This is a genomic window from Mediterranea sp. An20, from assembly GCF_002160055.1.
Taxonomy (GTDB): Bacteria; Bacteroidota; Bacteroidia; order Bacteroidales; family Bacteroidaceae; genus Bacteroides; species Bacteroides avicola.
Genome location: NZ_NFJV01000003.1, coordinates 95,472 through 113,807, shown reverse-complemented (window position 1 = coordinate 113,807; position 18,336 = coordinate 95,472). Strand labels below are relative to the sequence as shown.

Annotated in this window: 20 protein-coding genes; 17 read left to right on the top strand and 3 right to left on the bottom strand. The window is 41.4% G+C overall.

Translation table 11 applies throughout. The annotated features are described in order from the left end of the window. Nucleotides 1-355: 355 nt before the first annotated feature. From B5F34_RS03015 to B5F34_RS03005, 3 genes are all read right to left on the bottom strand, one after another. The gene (locus B5F34_RS03015; protein WP_087334917.1) at nt 356-5,329 is read right to left on the bottom strand and encodes an N-6 DNA methylase; all 4,974 of its coding nucleotides are present in this window, start codon (nt 5,327-5,329) and stop codon (nt 356-358) included. 395 nt (nt 5,330-5,724) lie between these two features. Continuing rightward, nucleotides 5,725-6,351 (bottom strand): hypothetical protein, encoded by a 627-nt coding sequence (locus B5F34_RS03010; protein WP_087334915.1) that lies wholly within the window; start codon nt 6,349-6,351, stop codon nt 5,725-5,727. A gap of 31 nt (nt 6,352-6,382) precedes the next feature. Further along, complete coding sequence (locus B5F34_RS03005; protein WP_087334913.1) at nt 6,383-6,604, bottom strand: hypothetical protein; 222 nt, start codon at nt 6,602-6,604, stop codon at nt 6,383-6,385. A 449-nt stretch (nt 6,605-7,053) separates the two neighbouring features. Between B5F34_RS03005 and B5F34_RS03000 the strand changes: the two genes are divergently transcribed. The 17 genes from B5F34_RS03000 (at nt 7,054) to B5F34_RS02915 (ending at nt 18,283) form a co-directional block, all read left to right on the top strand. Next, nucleotides 7,054-7,638, top strand: coding sequence for an SMI1/KNR4 family protein (locus tag B5F34_RS03000; RefSeq protein WP_087334910.1), 585 nt, complete (start codon nt 7,054-7,056; stop codon nt 7,636-7,638). Between the two features lie 66 nt (nt 7,639-7,704). After that, nucleotides 7,705-8,244, top strand: a complete 540-nt coding sequence (locus tag B5F34_RS02995; protein WP_087334908.1) for an Imm42 family immunity protein — start codon at nt 7,705-7,707, stop codon at nt 8,242-8,244. Nucleotides 8,245-8,297: 53 nt separating this feature from the next. Next, nucleotides 8,298-8,699 (top strand): hypothetical protein, encoded by a 402-nt coding sequence (locus B5F34_RS02990; RefSeq protein ID WP_087334906.1) that lies wholly within the window; start codon nt 8,298-8,300, stop codon nt 8,697-8,699. Between the two features lie 31 nt (nt 8,700-8,730). Further along, nucleotides 8,731-8,961 (top strand): hypothetical protein, encoded by a 231-nt coding sequence (locus B5F34_RS02985; RefSeq protein ID WP_140392939.1) that lies wholly within the window; start codon nt 8,731-8,733, stop codon nt 8,959-8,961. A gap of 11 nt (nt 8,962-8,972) precedes the next feature. After that, on the top strand, nt 8,973-9,452 hold the full coding sequence (locus B5F34_RS02980) for a DUF6678 family protein (RefSeq protein WP_087334902.1): 480 nt from the start codon (nt 8,973-8,975) through the stop codon (nt 9,450-9,452). A 71-nt stretch (nt 9,453-9,523) separates the two neighbouring features. Beyond that, nucleotides 9,524-9,823, top strand: coding sequence for a barstar family protein (locus tag B5F34_RS02975; RefSeq protein ID WP_087334900.1), 300 nt, complete (start codon nt 9,524-9,526; stop codon nt 9,821-9,823). A gap of 182 nt (nt 9,824-10,005) precedes the next feature. After that, nucleotides 10,006-10,707, top strand: coding sequence for an Imm43 family immunity protein (locus tag B5F34_RS02970; protein ID WP_087334898.1), 702 nt, complete (start codon nt 10,006-10,008; stop codon nt 10,705-10,707). A 74-nt stretch (nt 10,708-10,781) separates the two neighbouring features. After that, on the top strand, nt 10,782-11,864 hold the full coding sequence (locus B5F34_RS02965; protein ID WP_087334896.1) for an ankyrin repeat domain-containing protein: 1,083 nt from the start codon (nt 10,782-10,784) through the stop codon (nt 11,862-11,864). 260 nt (nt 11,865-12,124) lie between these two features. After that, complete coding sequence (locus B5F34_RS02960) at nt 12,125-12,649, top strand: immunity 42 family protein (protein WP_087334894.1); 525 nt, start codon at nt 12,125-12,127, stop codon at nt 12,647-12,649. 35 nt (nt 12,650-12,684) lie between these two features. After that, a complete protein-coding gene (locus tag B5F34_RS02955) occupies nt 12,685-13,056 on the top strand; it encodes a hypothetical protein (RefSeq protein ID WP_087334892.1) in 372 nt (123 codons plus the stop codon). Nucleotides 13,057-13,122: 66 nt separating this feature from the next. Beyond that, nucleotides 13,123-13,818 (top strand): Imm19 family immunity protein, encoded by a 696-nt coding sequence (locus tag B5F34_RS02950; RefSeq protein WP_087334891.1) that lies wholly within the window; start codon nt 13,123-13,125, stop codon nt 13,816-13,818. Nucleotides 13,819-14,220: 402 nt separating this feature from the next. Next, nucleotides 14,221-14,802: an SMI1/KNR4 family protein gene (locus B5F34_RS02945; protein WP_087334890.1), complete on the top strand. Its 582-nt coding sequence runs from the start codon at nt 14,221-14,223 to the stop codon at nt 14,800-14,802. Between the two features lie 93 nt (nt 14,803-14,895). Next, complete coding sequence (locus B5F34_RS02940; protein WP_087334889.1) at nt 14,896-15,318, top strand: hypothetical protein; 423 nt, start codon at nt 14,896-14,898, stop codon at nt 15,316-15,318. Nucleotides 15,319-15,463: 145 nt separating this feature from the next. Then, a complete protein-coding gene (locus B5F34_RS02935) occupies nt 15,464-15,841 on the top strand; it encodes a hypothetical protein (protein ID WP_087334887.1) in 378 nt (125 codons plus the stop codon). Between the two features lie 4 nt (nt 15,842-15,845). Next, nucleotides 15,846-16,190: an immunity 51 family protein gene (locus B5F34_RS02930; protein WP_087334886.1), complete on the top strand. Its 345-nt coding sequence runs from the start codon at nt 15,846-15,848 to the stop codon at nt 16,188-16,190. A 524-nt stretch (nt 16,191-16,714) separates the two neighbouring features. Next, nucleotides 16,715-17,227 carry a hypothetical protein gene (locus tag B5F34_RS02920; RefSeq protein ID WP_087334883.1) on the top strand — a complete coding sequence of 171 codons (513 nt, stop codon included), beginning with the start codon at nt 16,715-16,717 and terminating at the stop codon, nt 17,225-17,227. Between the two features lie 327 nt (nt 17,228-17,554). Further along, on the top strand, nt 17,555-18,283 hold the full coding sequence (locus B5F34_RS02915) for a hypothetical protein (protein ID WP_140392938.1): 729 nt from the start codon (nt 17,555-17,557) through the stop codon (nt 18,281-18,283). Nucleotides 18,284-18,336: the final 53 nt, after the last annotated feature.

Here is an 18,336-nt window from a genome sequence, read left to right as displayed (position 1 = left end):
TGAAAGTGATGACGGCAAGCGTACAAATCTGGCGACAGAAATACGCTTCTCCACGAGAAGGAAGATTTCCGTCGGACACCGCAGGCTTGCAGGATTTGTAGGGAGCAGCCGTAATCCGTTACTTTCGCGGAACAATAAGCCGGGAAGGTAGGACTGGCTGCGAAGACAAAGATAAGGAAAGATATAAAAGGATGGACAGGCAGGTATAAAGGGGAACGGTAAAAAAGGGAAAGAGGATAAAAAAGGGAGGATGCCGGCCTATAAAGGCAGGGCGGCCGCACAGGGCGTACCATACAGAAAAACCTGCCCGGCCATACGACCGGACAGGGAGTAAAGGTTAAAATATGAATTACGGTCAGGCGGCTTTGTCGATGTCCTCCTGTGCCGGATGCGGTTTCTGTTCCGCTTCCTTGAGGGCCTCGTCTATCCGCCGCTGCAAGTCCCTGCATTCCTGCCGGAGCCTTGCCAGTTCGTCCGCCTTGCTCCACCTGCGGCTGACGATTTCCTGCAAGGTGGGAAGTTCGCTTTGCAGTTTCGCGATTTTCTTGCGCTGATTGTCGATGATGCCCGGCAGTTTTTCCAGTGCATTCTTCGGGTATTGCGCCGACTCGACAAATCCCAGCGGCAACGCTCCCGACATGCCGCAACGGTATTTCAATCCGCTTCTGCCCTCGACATAGAACGTGTTGCGGTCGAATGTCCCGGAAAAGTCATATTCGCTGCGCACCAGCAGGTTCAGCCCCATATAGCTGCCTATGGTGGCGTATGCTTCGCTGCGGTATGTTTTCGCTATGCGGTGCAGTTCACGCCCGGTCTCTTCCGCCGTGGCTTGCGGCAGGTTCAGCAGCAGGGTTGTCCGCTCTCCTGCGTATGCCTCGATGTATTCCCTGTCGGACTTGACCTGTCCGATGAACCGTTCCGCCTTTTCGATGTCCTGCCTGTTGGCTGACATCTTGTGCTCGGCACGGATGCGCCCTTTCTTGAAAATGGCCTGTTCCTTTTCCAACTGCATAATCCTGTTGTCAAGTTTCGCCTTGTTCAAGAGGTCGGTATTCCCGGAGAGAATGGCTACGAACTCGGCGAAGTTCATGCCGTTGTCCTCGTCCATGCTGTCCTCGTCGATACGGCGCACGGCTATCGTGCCGTTGTTAATCTGGTTGATGAACATCTGTTTGTTACGCAAAAGGTTGAACTTGTAGGCATCCAACGTCTTCTCCGTGCCATAGATGACTATATCCACCACATTGCCGCCCCAGAGCTTGACGGTATTGCCCTTGCGCACCGCACGACCGTTGCGCTGCTCCATGTCCGCAGGCCTCCAAGGTATCTCGAGATGATGCACCGCCACCGCCCGCTGCTGGGCGTTCACCCCTGTACCGAGCATGGTAGTCGAGCCGAACAGCACACGCACCCTGCCGCTGTTCATGTCGGCAAAGAGCTTCTTTCTCGCCCTCTCCGTGGTGGCACACTGGATAAACTGGATTTCATCAGCCGGGATGCCGAGCCGCACCAGCTTGTCCTTGATGTCGGTGTAGATATTCCACACGTTAGGCTTGTAGGTGGAAAGGTCGCTGAATATGAACTGCGTACCCCGGTTGGCATTGGAGCGCACATAATAGTCATAGACCGTCCTTGCGCAGATTGAAGCCTTGTTTCCTGCGTCGTCGCTGAACCTGTCACCCAAAAGGCGCATGTCAAGCGACATCTTCCGTGCCACGTTGGTAGCGATGAGCATCTTCGCCTTGTCGAGATTGTCCGGTTCGGGAATATCGAGGCCGAGGTCTTCCCACTCTCCGCTGCGCGCAAAGGAAACCAACCGTCCAATCATTTCCTCCTGTTCGATGGTCGGGGCATGGGAAAGGAAACGCACGTTTTTCTCCGGCACATCGAGGTTTATCATGTCGGCGGTACGGTAATCGGTAATCTCACGCAGGAACATCGCCAGTTCCGGCACCTTGATATAAGAACGGAAACGCTCTTTCCGCCGGATTGAGCCTGTCACGTTCAGTTCGTAGTCGGCAGACTTCTTCGTGAATATCGCCGCCCACGCATCAAAGCAGCTGATGGACTGCCTGCGGAGTTCCCTCGGGCGCAGGTATTTGAACATCACATACAGTTCGGTAAGCGCATTGACAACCACCGTGCCGGAAAGTAGTGTCGCCCCCAAATCCCGGCCTGTGCGGTGCTGTATGTCACGGATGGCAAACAGCATGTTCATCGCCCTTTGCGAGCCTTTGGTGTTGCCGATGCCCGCCACCCTTGTATGGCGTGTCTGGAACATCAGGTTTTTTATAACCTGACATTCGTCCACAAAAATGTGGTCTATGCCCATCGAATGAAAGTCCACTGTATCGTCTTTCCGAGCCTTGATTTTCTCCTGCAATTCGGCGAGTTTCGCTTTCAGGTTCTCCTGTCGCTTCTCCAGCCCTTTCTGCATCTGTCTGCTGCGGTAGCGCATGGTGGAGTTCTCCAGCACCTCGAGGCAACGCTCCACATCGGCCAGTTCCTCCGTGAAAATCTCCATCATGGTTATTTCCGACTGCGGTATCTTCGCGAACTGGTCGTGTGTCAGGATGATGCAGTCCCAGTTGTTGTTCTGTATCTTGGCAAACACCTCTTTCCGGTTGGCAGGCGTGAAGTCCTCCTTGCCCGGATAGAGCAGTTTGGCAGACGGATAAGCCTTGCGGAACGTGTCGGCAATCTCGTGCACGTTGGCTTTCAGGCCGACAATCAGAGGTTTCTGTACCAATCCCAAGCGTTTCATCTCATAAGCCGCCACGCACATTATCATCGTCTTACCAGTACCCACCTCGTGCCAACAGATACCTCCGCCGTTCTGCTTAAGCATCCAGACGGCATCTTTCTGCGAGGGATAAAGCTCCTTGTAGGGGAAGTGCTCGAATGACAGCCCCGGAAAGGTCTGCGCCGAACCGTCATAGTGCGGCCTCACAAAACAGTTGAACCGCTCGTTATAGACCCTAACCAGTTCATCCCTGACCTCCAGCGGCTGGCTGTCGAGCCATGCGTTGAACCGCTCCCTAATCTCCTGTATCTTGGTGGATGCCTCCTGTATGGCTTCCTCGTCCGGCACACGCACCCTGTCGCCGTTGCGTTCAATCTCCTTTGTTATTTCCGGCACTGTATCATGCAGGGCATGGACGAACAGGTCTTCGCCGTTGCAGTTGCGCACCGTGTAGGTGTTGTAAGCCGCCGGAGAATAGCCGTTCAGCCGCACAAGATAGGTGTCATTCACATCAAAGTACATCACCTCGGTTTCCACACCGAACAGCTCCGCCGCAAAATCGGCGTATATCTTCGTGTCAATCCACCGTTCGCCCATGTTGATGTCGAGTTCCTCGTAAGGTATCGGTTCGGGGGTTACGCTCTCCAGTGCCCTTGCAGAGATTTCCGTCCAATCCCTTTCCCTGCCGGACAGGTCGTCAAGGCATGACATGAGTTCCTTATGCTTGGCAATGACATTGCCTGCGAGAAACTTGCCTTTATGTTCCCATTCTCCGGCTATGGGGTTGTAGAAAACCTCGCCTTTGAGGGCTTCCGTGACCTCTTCCACTTCCGTGCCTGTGGACTGCACGATGTAGTCCATCTTCACCTTGCCGTAGAAATTGAGGCTGCTTGCCAACGCCTCGAGCGGCGCCAGCGTTACATTGGTGTCTATCTTCTTGAATGCCACCGGCTCACGCATGATGTCGGACTTGAAGATGTTGTCGCCGACCTGCATTTCAATGGTATAGACCTCCATTCCCAAACTGTCCTGAATGACAAACTCCCTGTTGTCGTTCTCGTGGAAGCACCCCCACTTGGCGACAAATGCGTCATACAGGGCGTTCAGCCGTTCACGCAAGGCTGTCTGTTCCTTTTCTTCCTCCCGCTCTTTCGTTGAGAGTTCAAAATACGCCTCCCGGAGCGGCAGGTAATCGGACGCCCTCTCCAGATTGACCTTTCCCTCGTCCAGCGGCACGAAATCCACCGCCGTTCCCTCGTAGAAGCTCGACTTGCGGAAGCGGAGCGTGCCAACCTGTCCCTCGAAGAGCACCATCGCACCCTCCTTTATCCATTCGGGCATATCCCCGGTGTATGCCCTCCGGCCTTTCTCCGGCATGACGGCAGCCGTTCCCCCGAAGAGTGACATCTGCACAGGCGCATCGTCCTGTCCGATGAAAAGGCTCTTGTGGAAATACCGGGCGAGGTCATACTGCAGCAGGGCGGACAGGTATCGGGACATGGAGCATTCGTCCCCAGACCACCTGTATTTACGGACATACTTACCGTGTTGGTTCCTGACAATGCCGCTGTCGGTCGCCAGTACGGTCTTCGGCAGGGAAAACAGTTTGTTGGCGTATTCCGTCATCGTTCCGTCCGCATTTGCCTTTTCCCTTGTGACTTGCAGGAAAGCTTTCTCCCGGAGCGAGAGGGATGCCTTGTTCGTATGCTTCTGGAATATGAGCAGGTCGCTGCCCACCTCGATGCCGCTCGTCTGCATGAAAAGCGTATCGGGAAGCCTTACCGCACTGATAAGGTCGGCATGGCTCACGAGGTACTCACGCACGAACTTGTTGCCCGGCGTGTCGGCTACGCCCCTTGAAGTGACAAAGGCAAGCAAACCGCCCTCTGACAGCAACTCCATAACCTTGAAAAAAAAGTAATTGTGAATGGTCTTGGCTGCCTGTTCGTAGATGCCGCCCATTTTCCAAAATTCCGCATCGAACACACGGAAATTGCCGAACGGAATGTTGGATGCAATGACATCGAATTTCCGATGCTCCAGCTCCTGCCTGTCTATCGTTTCAAACCCACCTGTCACGGTGGTTGCATCATCATGCAAAAGAGAAAGTACAAGTCCGGTAATAATGTCGTTTTCAATGGCATAGCTGCATGTGCCGTCCATAGCGACAGGCAGGAAACCGCCGATGCCTGCACTCGGTTCGAGGAAGCTGCGCATCTGCAGTCCGTTCTCCCTGAATGTGGCGTGTATCTGACTTGCCACGGTATCAATGATGAATTTCGGCGTATAGAACGCTGTCAGCACGGAAGACTTAATGCTGTCCAGAAAGAGATTGTAATCCGCTTTGCTTCCTTGAACAAAGGCATTCAAAGCCTCCTGCAGACGGTTCATCTGCTCCGCCAGTTCCTCGGGTATGGGAACTTGCGTCCCGATGGCCAGCACTTCCTTGACGCCTCCGAAACCCGAATACTGCGCCAACACCTGTTTTTCCTCCTGTGTGGCTTTCCTGTGCTCTCCGTAAACAGTCACCGCTGTTTCTATGGCAGCCACATTTGCCGCCAGTGATTTCAATTTGTTGTAACTCATAGCTTAACCTTTAAATTAATTTTCTTCCCTTTGTTCGGTCCGTTTGCGACCGCAGGGATTATTTTTCTGCTTTGAAAGGTGGCGGTAGCCATACGCCAAGGGCGGTAAGGAAAAATACGCTCGACAGCCGGAGAGGAAGATTTTTCCGAGACCCTACGGGCAGAATGCCGGCATTGGCAGGAATGGAAAGCGCCGGTTACCTTTGCTGAAAAATCCAATCCCCCGAGGTCGCACGGCTGAACAGGCGGAAACGCCGTGGAATAGAAAGGGAGGATGCCGGGCAGGTAGAAAAGGGAATGGAAAGGTATAAAGGTAATTGCCGTCGGCAGACCGGAAACATAAAAAGCCGTATCGGGTCATTTGCCCGACACGGCTCTGCCTTGTTCCGAAACGGATTAATCAATATCGTAGCCAATCACATATTCATCGTTGATAAGCAGGTAATAGTAACCGTTTCCACAATCTCTGTATTCCTTGCTGAATCCGGCAATCATGTCGCCGTTGTCACGCGGCTCGCACCAGAGCGTACCATCATATCCGCAAAAGTCAAAACGACTGGTAGAGTAACTCTTTCCATCTTTCAGTGCTTTTCTGAAAAGCTCCATGCGCACGCTGCCGCAATACTTCTCAATCCTTGCCAGGCTGATACACATTCCGTCAATACTTGTTCCTGTTGTTATGTTGTTTTCGTAGAGGGATTTCTCCGGGTCGGCTGCGGCAATATCCCGAAGCCAAGCGTTAGTATGCGTGGCAAGAGCGGCGAGTCTTTTGTATTTCAAGACCAGTTTTCTCTCCCTGTCCGTTTCAACATTGGCGGACGGATAATATATTTTCTCAATGGACTTCCAGTCTGAAAAGACATAGCCCATTTTGCGCTTTCCCGGTGCGACAATTCCGATGATGTTTTCGTCACGGTTGATGAACAGCCGTCTGCGTTTCCCGTTAATTCTCACATACAGTGATGGGGGATTTTCCGCGTTGCGGAGATATGCTTCCGCCGGATGAATGTTAGTCGGTTCCATATTTTTCAATTTAGAGTGTTTATACTTCAGTTCAAAGTTTGGGTATGTCGCCGCATTTCAGCAGCCGGCCGTCCCTATAAAGCTCGATACGTCCGGGTCTGAAGCCCATTTCGGGGGCAACATTTCGGATATAGTCCCGATATTCCTTGCCTGAAAAGTTCTTTCCGCAAAGGTTGTTGAAAATCATTGGGATTGCGTGTTCGCTGGTGCTTGACAGTATTGTGCTACCGTCTTGTCTGATTTCTTCCGTCATAACTTCAATTTTTTAATTGTTCGACATTGTTTGCTGTTTTTATTTTCCCTCCGTTCGCCCTATGTACGAACTCCAGGATTATTTTTCTGCATTGAAAAGGCGGCAAGGAACAACCATACAAGGCTGGACGGGAAAATACGCTCGACGGCGGAGAGGAAGATTTTTCCGGCTCACCCCTGCGGCGGCCTGCCGGCATTGTCTGGATTGTGACGGCCAAGTATTTTCGCAGCAAAATAAGTGCTGGAGGTCGCAGGGCCGGATGGTAGTGGAACACAGGGTAAAAGAGGCCGAGAAGCAACATACAGGGGATGTGCGATAATAAAAAAGGGAAAGAATATCTGATGGAAATTTTGTCGGACAGGTGGAATCTGTTACCTTTGTTAAACGGTTAAAGGTCAACGCTGAACGCTATCGAACAGCATTGGTCGCTTAAAAAATAAAAAGTAAATATGGAAGTGTTTACGGAGATAATGAAATACATTCAGACTTTTGGAAAGTACGGATGTAAGGAATACGAAAACGGGACAAAATTATATGGTCATGCGCCTTTTATTGCTCCCATAGCGTATAATTTTCGTGTCTTTTCGGTATTAAGTAAACAGGAAATTATAGAGTTGGAACAGGATATGCACCGGGAAATTCCTATTGCATATCGTTCATTTCTCATGCGAAATGCGAACGGACTAAATCTTTTTAATACTACTCTATGCTTTTATGGACTGAGAAAATCATATTGCAGGAGTTTAGAAGCTATTCCTGAACCGTTCTCTTTATCCGAGCTTAATAGGTTTGAGAGGCCTAAAAATGCAGAGGAATCCTATTTTTTCATAGGAGGATATGATTATGATTTATCCAAACTCTATATAAATACAGACGATGGAACAGTTCATTTTTGTAAACGCCGGGATGCGACCTCTTTATTAGGTTGGAGTTCTTTTGAAGAAATGATTTTATCTGAGACAAGAAGGCTTTCAACCCTTTATAATGATAGAGGGGAAGGACTTGTACCGCATGAGAAAACACTGCCAATATAAAGATAAGGTGGCTAACAAACAAATAAATTGCCTCGGAAATCAATTATTTGCCCAACGTTATTGACGATGATGAAAGAACAAAAAAATATTTTCGGGAATAAATCCAAGTTCGCAATAGAAGCTATCCTATGGCAAATAGATGAGGAGCCAATATTCATCAATTATTGTCTATGGATAAGGAATAATATGGTTGGCGACATCGGGCAATGTGCCTTATTGTCAGCAGAAATGGAGCCTATATTAAAAGTAGTTCAACTGAAAGGACAACGACAAATGCCATTCGAGAATTTAACAGCACCCGTATTAACGGATAAACTGATTGAAAATATTTGGGGCTATGCTTCTGATTACAGCCATAATGTACCTTTAAGCAATATCGACATACTTTCCTATCATGGAGAGTGCTTTCAGGGATATTATGTATTCCTTATTGAGCAACAGGGTTACGAATGGCTGCTGACAAAAGACAATGTAGACAATAAATATTATGATATGAAGATACCTTCAGGTATAATATATTCAACATTTAAAAAATTTTCAAAGTGGATTGAGGATTCGACGATGTTAGTTTTGCGAACAAATAATGCGTCAATAACAAACGGATAAATCACCCTTAAAGGTTGATAGTTCGCTGAACATTATCGGTAAAGTACAGAAGAATGGAAATAAAAGATATAACAACAAGCATAGGCTTTATTGGTGGACGAGATGCCATAATAATTGAGTATATCAATATTATAAATCCTCAAACTATTGAAGTGTATGTAAATGTCTCCCATAATAGCCTATGCAATTTTGTAGATAACACTGTGAGTGATTTTAATCTGAGATTTGTATTCAATGGAGTAATGAAATTCCAGTTGTACGATTACGAAATGTTTGAAAGCAATATAAAGGGTAAAGGGCAGACCGTGTCATCTATACGAGAGATTGTCAATCCTACCTTTTCTAAGAAGGGACTACATCATATATTGATAATTGCATACGATAATGTGATGGAATTTTTATGTACTGAATTTCATGATGAATTGATTACCGCTAATAAACAGCAAACCGACTGAAGCTGAACGCTGCCAGACATTACAGATAAGAATGAACACGAAAGAATTTATTATTAGACGATTGGAGCAAATGACAGAGCTGTCGGAAAGCAGGAATGAGTATTATAAGAGACTAATACATTCCTTCCAGAGTGATGCTGATCAGCATGTTTATGATAAGATATATTCTAATCTTAGCGGATTGTTAGCGCATGGAGATTTAAATAATAAAGAATATGACTTACTGAAAGAGGTTATACTTGAATTAGAAAAAAGGATATAAGAATTAAAAGTATGGAGATATATGATATAAATACAATTTACAGTCAGTATAAGGAATTTATCAATTCTAACTGTACAGATTTGAAAGATGAAGTAGAGGTGATAGTTAGACGGAGAGGGCTATCTTCTATAATGAATGATTCCAAGTGGCTAAAATTACAAACCGCTATTCTTTCTATTCCGAAATTTGAACCCATATATGGTGTTCAACTTTTGACTGATGAGATTGAACATTCTTCTGTATTTGAAGTACCGACGCTTCCGATTTATGGAGGTTGGGAACTTATATATGAAGATTGGGAATACGCCCCGCCACCATTCTTTAATATTGAATGGATGGCAATACAGCCTTTGGATAAAATGTACAAAGGAAGATTAGTAAATCCTGAAATCATAGATAAATCAAATATATTGGTAGAAATTCTTCATAAGTATCATATACCATTTGAGAAGGAAGATGAACATACGTTTGTAATCTACGGGTATAAATGATGAATAAACCGATAATAAACAGCAGACCGACTGAATAAGTGGAGCAACGTCGTACATTAATAACTACATAAATGATGAATAAAATAATTATCAATCTCAATAAGGTATGGGGGAAAAGTAGCTTTTTCAACTTGTTAAAAGATGAATTGGCGTTTCCTGATTATTTTGGGAACAACTGGGATGCAGCGGATGAATGTATTAGAGATTTATGCTGGCTGGATAATGATACTACCATTTGTTTTCGTAATGCTGAGAAACTCAGAGGCCGGAATAACCTGCTATATGACGAAATTATATTATTCATTAAAGAGAACCAAGAATATTGGGAAACGGGAACAGCAAATAAAAAAATAAGAATAGTAGTAGAATAGTTGTTGATACGCACCTCAATCGCCCATAAGGGCGATTAGCTGTCAGACATTAATTTGATAAAAATGGAAACATTAAAAAATAAAGAATATGAATGAAGAAGAATAGATACATAACAAGCGGCTGAACCTCTCATAAGGGGTAAGTTGGCCAGCAAACATCATTCACTTTAAGAGTAAAGATTATGGATAAGCAGGAACTATATATATGGTTTTATACACCAGCAAGAATTGAAGAGTTTAAGTTGCTTCCTTTATATGAGGATTATTGGCTTTCGGATAAGTACTGTCCTAAAAAACAAGTATCTATTTTAGGGGATTGGGTAATGTATTATCCTCCTAAAGATGGATTTCCAACATATGATACACGATTTAAAATGCCTGAAATTTTGTATCTGCATATCAAATCAAAAGTGCAGCCATCATTTGATTGGTTTCCCCAAAATTATAACTTAAAAATCGTATCTGAAAGTTTTTTAAACTTTATGATTAGCAATCAACTTTATGGCCGATTTGAGGCAACTGAATTGAAAGTATTTGGAAAAGATGGGAAAGAATTTATTGATAAAAAATTTTTCGTAATAAGGATTTGCGAGTTTGATGATAATAAATTCGATTTCCATATAGAAAATAAAAAAAGAGCAATAGGATGTAATAAATATAACTATTTCCTTTATCCTGATATGCAATTAAAGAATTGCAATGACAAGCAAAATATTTTTTTTCTTGACGAATTTTGTTATCAAGATAGTATAATATTAACTACAGATGGGAAAGATTATGTGATGCAAAATTTTAATCGTCCTGAATTATATAACTTAGAAGATTATAGATTTGTTTGGAACAATCAATACAATATTGAACAACTACCGGATATGGTAAAATGAGTGAATAACAAGCGGCTGAACCTCCCATAAGGGATATTTAGTCAGAAAACATACAATATAGAAATAACGGATTTATGTACAAAATAGGTTATATGGGAACTTTTGAGGTAGTCCCCAAGGTTGTAGAAAATATCATAAATAGTGATATTGACAATTTAGAAAAAGAATATAAGAACGGTTGGGATATAGACCAAAAAATAGTCTTGAGCGAATATACAGATATTACTCCCATAGAGATAGCAATCCAGTGTAACAATGAACAGGCAATAAGGTGGCTTTTAGAAAAGGGAGCAAATGTGAGAGCAAAAGAGGGAGATTGGGGAACACCGATTTCGGCTGCAGCCCGTTTTTGTACAACTGAAATATGTGAGCTATTTATACGACACGGAGCCTTGGAAAAACTGACCAAAAGACAATGTAAAAGAATATATGATGATATTTTCTTTGGAAAGAATTTCAAGAACATTGATGTGTTTGAAAAACATGGCATAACAGTAAAAAAATATGGAAGTAATTGCCTGAGATCTGCAATTTATGAAAAAGACAAGAAATTAGCCCAGATGTTTTTGGATTATGGGGCAGATTTGAATTACCATGAATATGATATGATGTTTACCCAACAGGAAACTCCTGTTATGGTAGCGGCACAACGCAATTCTATTGACTTGGTAAAATGGCTTGTGGAGAAAGGTGCTGATTTGACTATTAAAAGCAAGTACGGTGAGAGACCATATACAATCGCATTACTAAACAAGAATCAAGAAATGATTGAATATATCAAGAATCTGGAACCTGAGAATTTTCATAATGAAGAAGCCTTGAAAGCGATAGTAAAGTGTTACAGGCTGCCTAAAGAAATGGTAGATTTCTTCAAAAATGAGAATCTCAGGATCGAATTTTCTGGGGAAATTGATAGCAAGTACATTGAATTTTATAAATTAGAGGATGCAGTAGAATTGACTTGGAAAAGGAAGAAATATCTTTCATTGGTAAAGTATTCGGATAATTACTGGGTACAGCTTTTATGGCATTCGAAAGACAAAAAGCTCTATGCCTTTGATGGAGAACATGAAGAGATTTTTGAGGTTGGTGATTGGAATTACTTCATCAATAATTGTGAGACAATTGTTGGAAAATTCATAAATGGAGAGCTTTAGGAAAAATGGAATGAGTATTATAAGAGACTAATACATTCCTTTCAGAGTGATGCTGATCAGCATGTTTCTGATAAGATATATTCTAATCTTTGCGGATTGTTAGCGCATGGAGATTTAAATAATAAAGAATATGACTTACTGAAAGAGGTTATATTTGAATTAGAAAAAGGATATAAGAATTAAAAGAATGTATCGCTAACATGCACTTCAAACGCTCCAAATAGCAATTTGTTGTCAGACATTGATTAATACATAAAAGAATGATAATAGGAGATCCATATAAATTCGCTTTCTGGATTGACATTGTTCCTGAATGGAATGATGATGATTCTACATGGATTAACGGGATATTTTGTTTGTGTATAAATGGTAAAATATACCCATGTGTTGCAACATCAACATTAAATAGCGAGATACCCATACTGTTAGATGGATGGTATCGCTACTCGATGCCTTGTGAGAATGAAGTCTTGTTTCAAGCATCCAAGATGGATGCCGTGAAAAACTTGTTGGAAATAACTTTCCCGGCTAATGGCAGTGAAGATTATAGATATAAACTCTCCACGCCGACAATAGAAGATAATGATGTTTATTCATTTGTTTTGGATCATAATGACGAGGTGAGGATACTTGTTGTAACAGCATCGTATGATAACAATTCTCTTGAAATTGATGAAACTAAAATAGATGAAATAACAATAAGAAAATCAGAGATGCGTTCTATGATTAGCGAATTGGATTCCTTTTACCAAAGAATGATCAGTAACAAACAGCAGTGCGACTGAATAAATGAAACGCTGTCAAACATTGGCATAAAATTATGTTTGAAGATTATTTAGAAAACAGCAAAACATATCTTGCATTAGAGCAATATTGGATTCAGTTATTTTGTTCTATATGCGATGAACATAAGAACAGCTTGGATAACTGGATTATTCCTTTTTATAATACATGTTTTTCCAATCAGGAGAAAGACATGGATGGAAATTCCATATTCTCGGCTAAGTCTAAACAGACAGGAAGAATTGTCAGAATCATTCAAACAAATTGTGATGAAGAGGTATTGGAAGTCTGGGAAGACACCTTTGATGGGAATGAAGAGTTAGTGATTTATCTAACATGGAGCACTAAAAATGTAGATAAGGCAAGATCTTTTATTGACGACTGGCTCAAAAAGGAAATATCGTGCTAATGGAATCTGCATCACCCAATGATGGAAAGTCACAAAACATTAGTTGCAATTAAAATGAAGAAGTAAATGAATGTAATATCTGAAAAAGAATATTCGTTCTCAAATGATTTTTTTTGGAACGTGATACTACATCATCATATAAACGCATTTGACAAAGAAAATGATGAGAATTTTGATTGGATGTGGGATGAAAAATATTCACCAGCATCATTAGATAAGAAGAGATTTACAGAATATTGGAGCAATCTATCTCAATGGGATTTAAAAACACCAGAAAATGAGGGAGAGATTGAAAATCCGAAGTCGCTGGTTCTTCCTATCGGCAGTGATATTGCATTGACAATAGAATTTCATCCTTGTTGTACTTACTATTTTTTGAATGACTTTATGATCGGTGAGGTTAGTGGCAACTTTCATTTGAAATATCTCACATATCCGGAGCTGTTGCGTATGGCAAAGTTAAAATATGGAGATGTGCTATTTCATCTTCTGTTGCCTCTGTCGGCAATCAGGGAGCAGGAAAAAGAAGAGGCACTCAATGAGATAGTCCGAAGGTTGCAACAAATCCCACTATTTCGGGAACATTCAGAGTACATAGGCAAATGCATCTTGTATGGATTGTTAATACCTGATTCCGATGTGTTAGATATTCCAGAAATAGGAACTGTCTGTATAAGTAACCATTCTTATAGAAACGCTCTAAGGTATGAAGATGATAAAGAAGATATTAAAGGATTGAACGTCCTTTTGTCAAAATTGTAAATATGCGACTAACAAACGGATTAATCTTCCTTGAAAGGTTGATTATCCACCAAGCATTGGTGTTCCGGGCTATGGGGATGCCCGGCGATTGGAAGAACGAAAGATACCGGTAGGCATAGCGACATGCCTGTTCTGGCTGGCCGGGTACTGTCGGGATTGTGACGGCCAAGTATTTTCGCAGCAAAATAATTCCCTGGAGGTCGCAGGGCCGGATGGCGGTGGAACACAAGGTAAAAGAGGCCGAGAAGCAACATACAGGGGATGTGCGATAATAAAAAAGGGGAAAGAATATCTGATGGAAATTTTGTCGGACAGGTGGAATCTGTTACCTTTGTTAAATCGGTAAAAGTCAACGCGGAACGCTGACAAACAGCATTAGTCGCTTAAAAAAAGGAAAAGAATATGAGTGCGTTTACAGAAATAAAGAAATACATTCAGACTTTTGAAAAGTATGGATGCAAAGATTATGGAAACGGGACAAAGGAATATGGTCATGCTCCTTTCATTGCTCCTGAAGCATATAATTTTTGCGTTTTTGCTACGCTGAATGAAGATGACATTATAAAGTTAGAACGAGATTTGAAAAGAGAGATCCCAGCTCAATTCCGCTCGTTTCTAATGACTGATACAAATGGATTACATCTTTTCTTTCATTTCAGTTTGTATGGAATGAGAAAATCATATAATCGAAATCCGAATGCAATTCCAGAGCCTTATGGCTTAATTGAGCCAAACGTTTATGAAAGGCCTAAAAACGCAAAAGACACTTATTTTTTTATCGGAGGATATAGATATGATGGCTCAAGGCTCTATATAGATTCTGAAAATGGAAGGGTTCATTTCTGTAAAAGTAGAGATGCTACCTCTCTCTTGTCATGGGATTCTTTTGAAGATATGCTCATATCAGAATCCCAAAGACTATTTACGCTTTATGATGATAGAGGTAGAATGCTTGTATCACGAGAAAAAACACTGCCAATATAAAAATAAGGTGACTAACAAACAGCAGACCGGCTGAATAACGCGGAATGCTGCCAGATATTAGCATCAATAATTAAATATTAAAGACGAAAAGAAATGAATATTTCCAATATAATCATTCCAGGAAAATCTATTGGCGGAATATCCATTGGTGAGAATGTATTTGATGTACAAAAGAGAATACATTCTCACTATGATGTAAAATTGTCAGATGGGAACTCCATGTCAATTAATGGTAATATGATTACTTTATATTATGGAAAGAATGGTATTATATCTGAAATATCTTGTAGCAGTAAGTTCAATGGAGTTTATGATAACAAGCTATGGGCAGGAATGACTGTTGAAGATGTAATAAGAAACACTTCATCTCAAGTAGCCTGGTCTGGATTTGTACAAGTGGATAACATTAATGGTATTGGCCTTCCCTTACCTAATGAATATGATGATTTTGAAAAAATAACAGATTTCTTAGATTTGGATTTTGTTTTTGAGGAACTGTGGGTTTATCAATTCTAAATCTTTGAAATGACTGAAAATTATGTGCTGCTTATGAATCCATTCTCTTGTATTGAATAAAATTGGAAATGATGCAAACAAGCGGAAGAATCGCCCTGAAAAGGTTGATTATCCACCGAATATTGAGTAACTCAAAAATAGAATTATGGGATTAAATAAGATTACAGGAATACTGCCACACGAAAACACATGTGCAGATTTGGTTCCCATGGCATATTTTTATGATGTCTTGAAAAATATACAAAAAGTTGAGGAGGATATAATTAATATGACATACGAAGATGGCCGCCAACCATTGTTGGTTCATCTTGATATGCTATTAACAATAGCAAGAAAATATCCAAACACGGCTGCTATGTGTATATACGAATTGAAACGTAAACATCTTAAAGACACATTTGAAGCATGGTGGGAACGTAATCAAAAAAAAATTCCCAAAAAATATCGTACAGGCATACGACAAAATGCCGATGAGTTGTTTGATGAACTATTTGCAATAAAAAGTTGGGCTAAATCGGAATAACAATATGGATAGATTAGACGAAAAAATAGCACCATTCTTTTGGGTTGATCATGAATCGACAGCTTCAGTATGCCTGAATGTTGGAGAATACAAAGCAGAAATTTTCCAAGCAAGAGAAGACGAGGGCTTTGAGGGGAACGGCTATGACTGGGAGTCCTTAGCTCGTGTCTTTGTGGAAGAACAAGTACCGGAGTTGTCCGAAAAGATAAGTTTTGACCCGGAAGGAAGCATGTTCTGTGCCTATTCAAAAGATAAAGATGCCTTAAAAGAATTTATATTAAAGTTCAAGGACGCCTGTGAGAATGAAACATTGATTATGGATTTATTCTCTCGTGCAGAACTGGATTAAGAAACGATGCTAACAGACACCTGTACCTCCTAACGGCTACAAACTGCCCAACATTGGTGTTCCGGGCTATGGGGATGCCCGGCGATTGGAAGAACGAAAGATACCGGTAGGCATAGCGACATGCCTGTTCTGGCTGGCCGGGTACTGGCGGGATTGTGACGGCCAAGTATTTTCGCTGCAAAATAAGTGCTGGAGGTCGCAGGGACGGATGGCGGTGGAACACAGGGTAAAAGAGTCCCGGAAGCGACATACAGGGAGATGTATGATAAAAAAAGGAGAAAGAATATCTGATGGAAATTTTGCCGGACAGGTGGAATCTGTTACCTTTGTTAAATCGGTAAAAGTCAACGCGGAACGCTGCCGAATATTATATATCCACAAACTAATTAGGTTGTTGAATATCATTAAGTAGGAAAACAACAAAAAATGGGTAATCTGTAAGTGGAAAAATGAAAGCTATTTAAGATTTAGAAGTCCTACACATTAGGCCTTTGAACTGTACAATTCATTTTTATAAGTAAAATATGAATGCGAAGAAGATAAAACTATATTGTATAAAAGAAGATTATGTTCTCTTAGACAAATATTTTAAGGAAAAACAGATATCTGTATCAGCAATGCCATTGGCAGGATTTGATTTGAGGCCCATACAAATTAGTGATTTCGGTGAAAATGATTGGAATAGAGTGATTGTGTACAAAGACAAGCATACGGTAGAAATTGAAGAAATAGAGTCTGCTGTGTCTTTTGAAAAGATATTTACACCTAATTTTATGATTAGTGATATATTGACTTTTGATAGAGCATATATTGACGTGGCAAATAAAAAAATGATAGGAGGAAGTATATCTGGAATTACTAAATATTTGGCAGATGGAGTATTAGTTTCTAAAAGCAATGAATTTTTAAAATGGCAAAATACTTTTTATCTTTGGATAAAGAGAAATTTTGTAGCTGTAAAAATAGACAAGACTCATAATGTTTATGTATCTGAAAGAGTACGGCAGATGATAGATGATGGATTTATTTTGGAGTAATTGGTATTATAGAGAATAATCAGTGTGATAACATACGCCTAAACCTCGCTGAAAGGTCGGTTAGTAACCAAACATTATAAGCAGAAAATAATGAAACCAAATATAATAACAGGTATTTCTGAAAATGCATCATATAATTGCCATAACAATATAGACTTGGCAGTTCTGACGGCAATCTTTCAAAGAACGGATAGTCGAAATGACCGGTTCAGATTGTCTGATAAGCAATTCAGAAATCTATTTCAAATATGCCCCAGCTTCTATTTGTTTGAATATGGGGAGAAGGTGAATACACTAATTAGTAGGTGTTACGAAGATTCAGAGTCTATGTATTGGGATTATCTGGCGATTTGGGGATTTGCACAATGCTTACAGACTTTGATATTTGACCGTGTTCATTCAAATTCATCTGATAATGAATTTACAAAGCTTTATTCGTATCTGAATATTATTAACGTGAATCGGTCTAACTTGAAAGACAAGGCGCATTATAGAAATAAACTTTTCCAATCGTTTCTTTTCTCTTCACCATATTCTTGGGAGTTTAGTCGGCACATAAAACTATCAAAAAATTGTATCACATACAATGGGGATAATATTGAGGATATTCTATTTAAATTCTTTAATGTAGAGAAAGAAGAAAACGAAACGGACAAGAGTGCTATGATTGACAACATAAATAGCATACTGAAAACGGCATATTCATATATGGTAGGCAAGAAATTATTTATGCCTTATCATCCTCAAAAGGATATCTATTCGTATTATTATTTTCATCCTGCCGACTTCATCGAATTGTATCAGAATAACAGGGCTCTATTCTATGCGTATTTGGATAATAGTGTGGAAGGTAAAGTTACTTTTATGAAAAAGGCATTTGTTTATAATTATAGCTTATTTATAATATCAAGTCCTGATATAGTCATGTCAGAACTTGATAGTTATTGTAAGCATAAAGATAAGATTCTTGATGTCTTATTTTTATCAAATTCAACATTGCCTAATTCGGTTATTAAGAAAATCAAATTTGGCCCATATAGAAAAACAAATGAATAAGAAACAGCTTATAACAAGCGGTTTAACTTCCCCTGAAAAGGTTGGTTAGCCAC

Excerpts from the sequence above, each read along its gene's own strand:
- B5F34_RS03015 (WP_087334917.1), bottom strand. The coding sequence starts at position 5,329 with ATGAGTTACAACAAATTGAAATCACTGGCGGCAAATGTGGCTGCCATA.
- B5F34_RS03010 (WP_087334915.1), bottom strand. The coding sequence starts at position 6,351 with ATGGAACCGACTAACATTCATCCGGCGGAAGCATATCTCCGCAACGCG.
- B5F34_RS03005 (WP_087334913.1), bottom strand. The coding sequence starts at position 6,604 with ATGACGGAAGAAATCAGACAAGACGGTAGCACAATACTGTCAAGCACC.
- B5F34_RS03000 (WP_087334910.1), top strand. The coding sequence starts at position 7,054 with ATGGAAGTGTTTACGGAGATAATGAAATACATTCAGACTTTTGGAAAG.
- B5F34_RS02995 (WP_087334908.1), top strand. The coding sequence starts at position 7,705 with ATGATGAAAGAACAAAAAAATATTTTCGGGAATAAATCCAAGTTCGCA.
- B5F34_RS02990 (WP_087334906.1), top strand. The coding sequence starts at position 8,298 with ATGGAAATAAAAGATATAACAACAAGCATAGGCTTTATTGGTGGACGA.
- B5F34_RS02985 (WP_140392939.1), top strand. The coding sequence starts at position 8,731 with ATGAACACGAAAGAATTTATTATTAGACGATTGGAGCAAATGACAGAG.
- B5F34_RS02980 (WP_087334902.1), top strand. The coding sequence starts at position 8,973 with ATGGAGATATATGATATAAATACAATTTACAGTCAGTATAAGGAATTT.
- B5F34_RS02975 (WP_087334900.1), top strand. The coding sequence starts at position 9,524 with ATGATGAATAAAATAATTATCAATCTCAATAAGGTATGGGGGAAAAGT.
- B5F34_RS02970 (WP_087334898.1), top strand. The coding sequence starts at position 10,006 with ATGGATAAGCAGGAACTATATATATGGTTTTATACACCAGCAAGAATT.
- B5F34_RS02965 (WP_087334896.1), top strand. The coding sequence starts at position 10,782 with ATGTACAAAATAGGTTATATGGGAACTTTTGAGGTAGTCCCCAAGGTT.
- B5F34_RS02960 (WP_087334894.1), top strand. The coding sequence starts at position 12,125 with ATGATAATAGGAGATCCATATAAATTCGCTTTCTGGATTGACATTGTT.
- B5F34_RS02955 (WP_087334892.1), top strand. The coding sequence starts at position 12,685 with ATGTTTGAAGATTATTTAGAAAACAGCAAAACATATCTTGCATTAGAG.
- B5F34_RS02950 (WP_087334891.1), top strand. The coding sequence starts at position 13,123 with ATGAATGTAATATCTGAAAAAGAATATTCGTTCTCAAATGATTTTTTT.
- B5F34_RS02945 (WP_087334890.1), top strand. The coding sequence starts at position 14,221 with ATGAGTGCGTTTACAGAAATAAAGAAATACATTCAGACTTTTGAAAAG.
- B5F34_RS02940 (WP_087334889.1), top strand. The coding sequence starts at position 14,896 with ATGAATATTTCCAATATAATCATTCCAGGAAAATCTATTGGCGGAATA.
- B5F34_RS02935 (WP_087334887.1), top strand. The coding sequence starts at position 15,464 with ATGGGATTAAATAAGATTACAGGAATACTGCCACACGAAAACACATGT.
- B5F34_RS02930 (WP_087334886.1), top strand. The coding sequence starts at position 15,846 with ATGGATAGATTAGACGAAAAAATAGCACCATTCTTTTGGGTTGATCAT.
- B5F34_RS02920 (WP_087334883.1), top strand. The coding sequence starts at position 16,715 with ATGAATGCGAAGAAGATAAAACTATATTGTATAAAAGAAGATTATGTT.
- B5F34_RS02915 (WP_140392938.1), top strand. The coding sequence starts at position 17,555 with ATGTATTGGGATTATCTGGCGATTTGGGGATTTGCACAATGCTTACAG.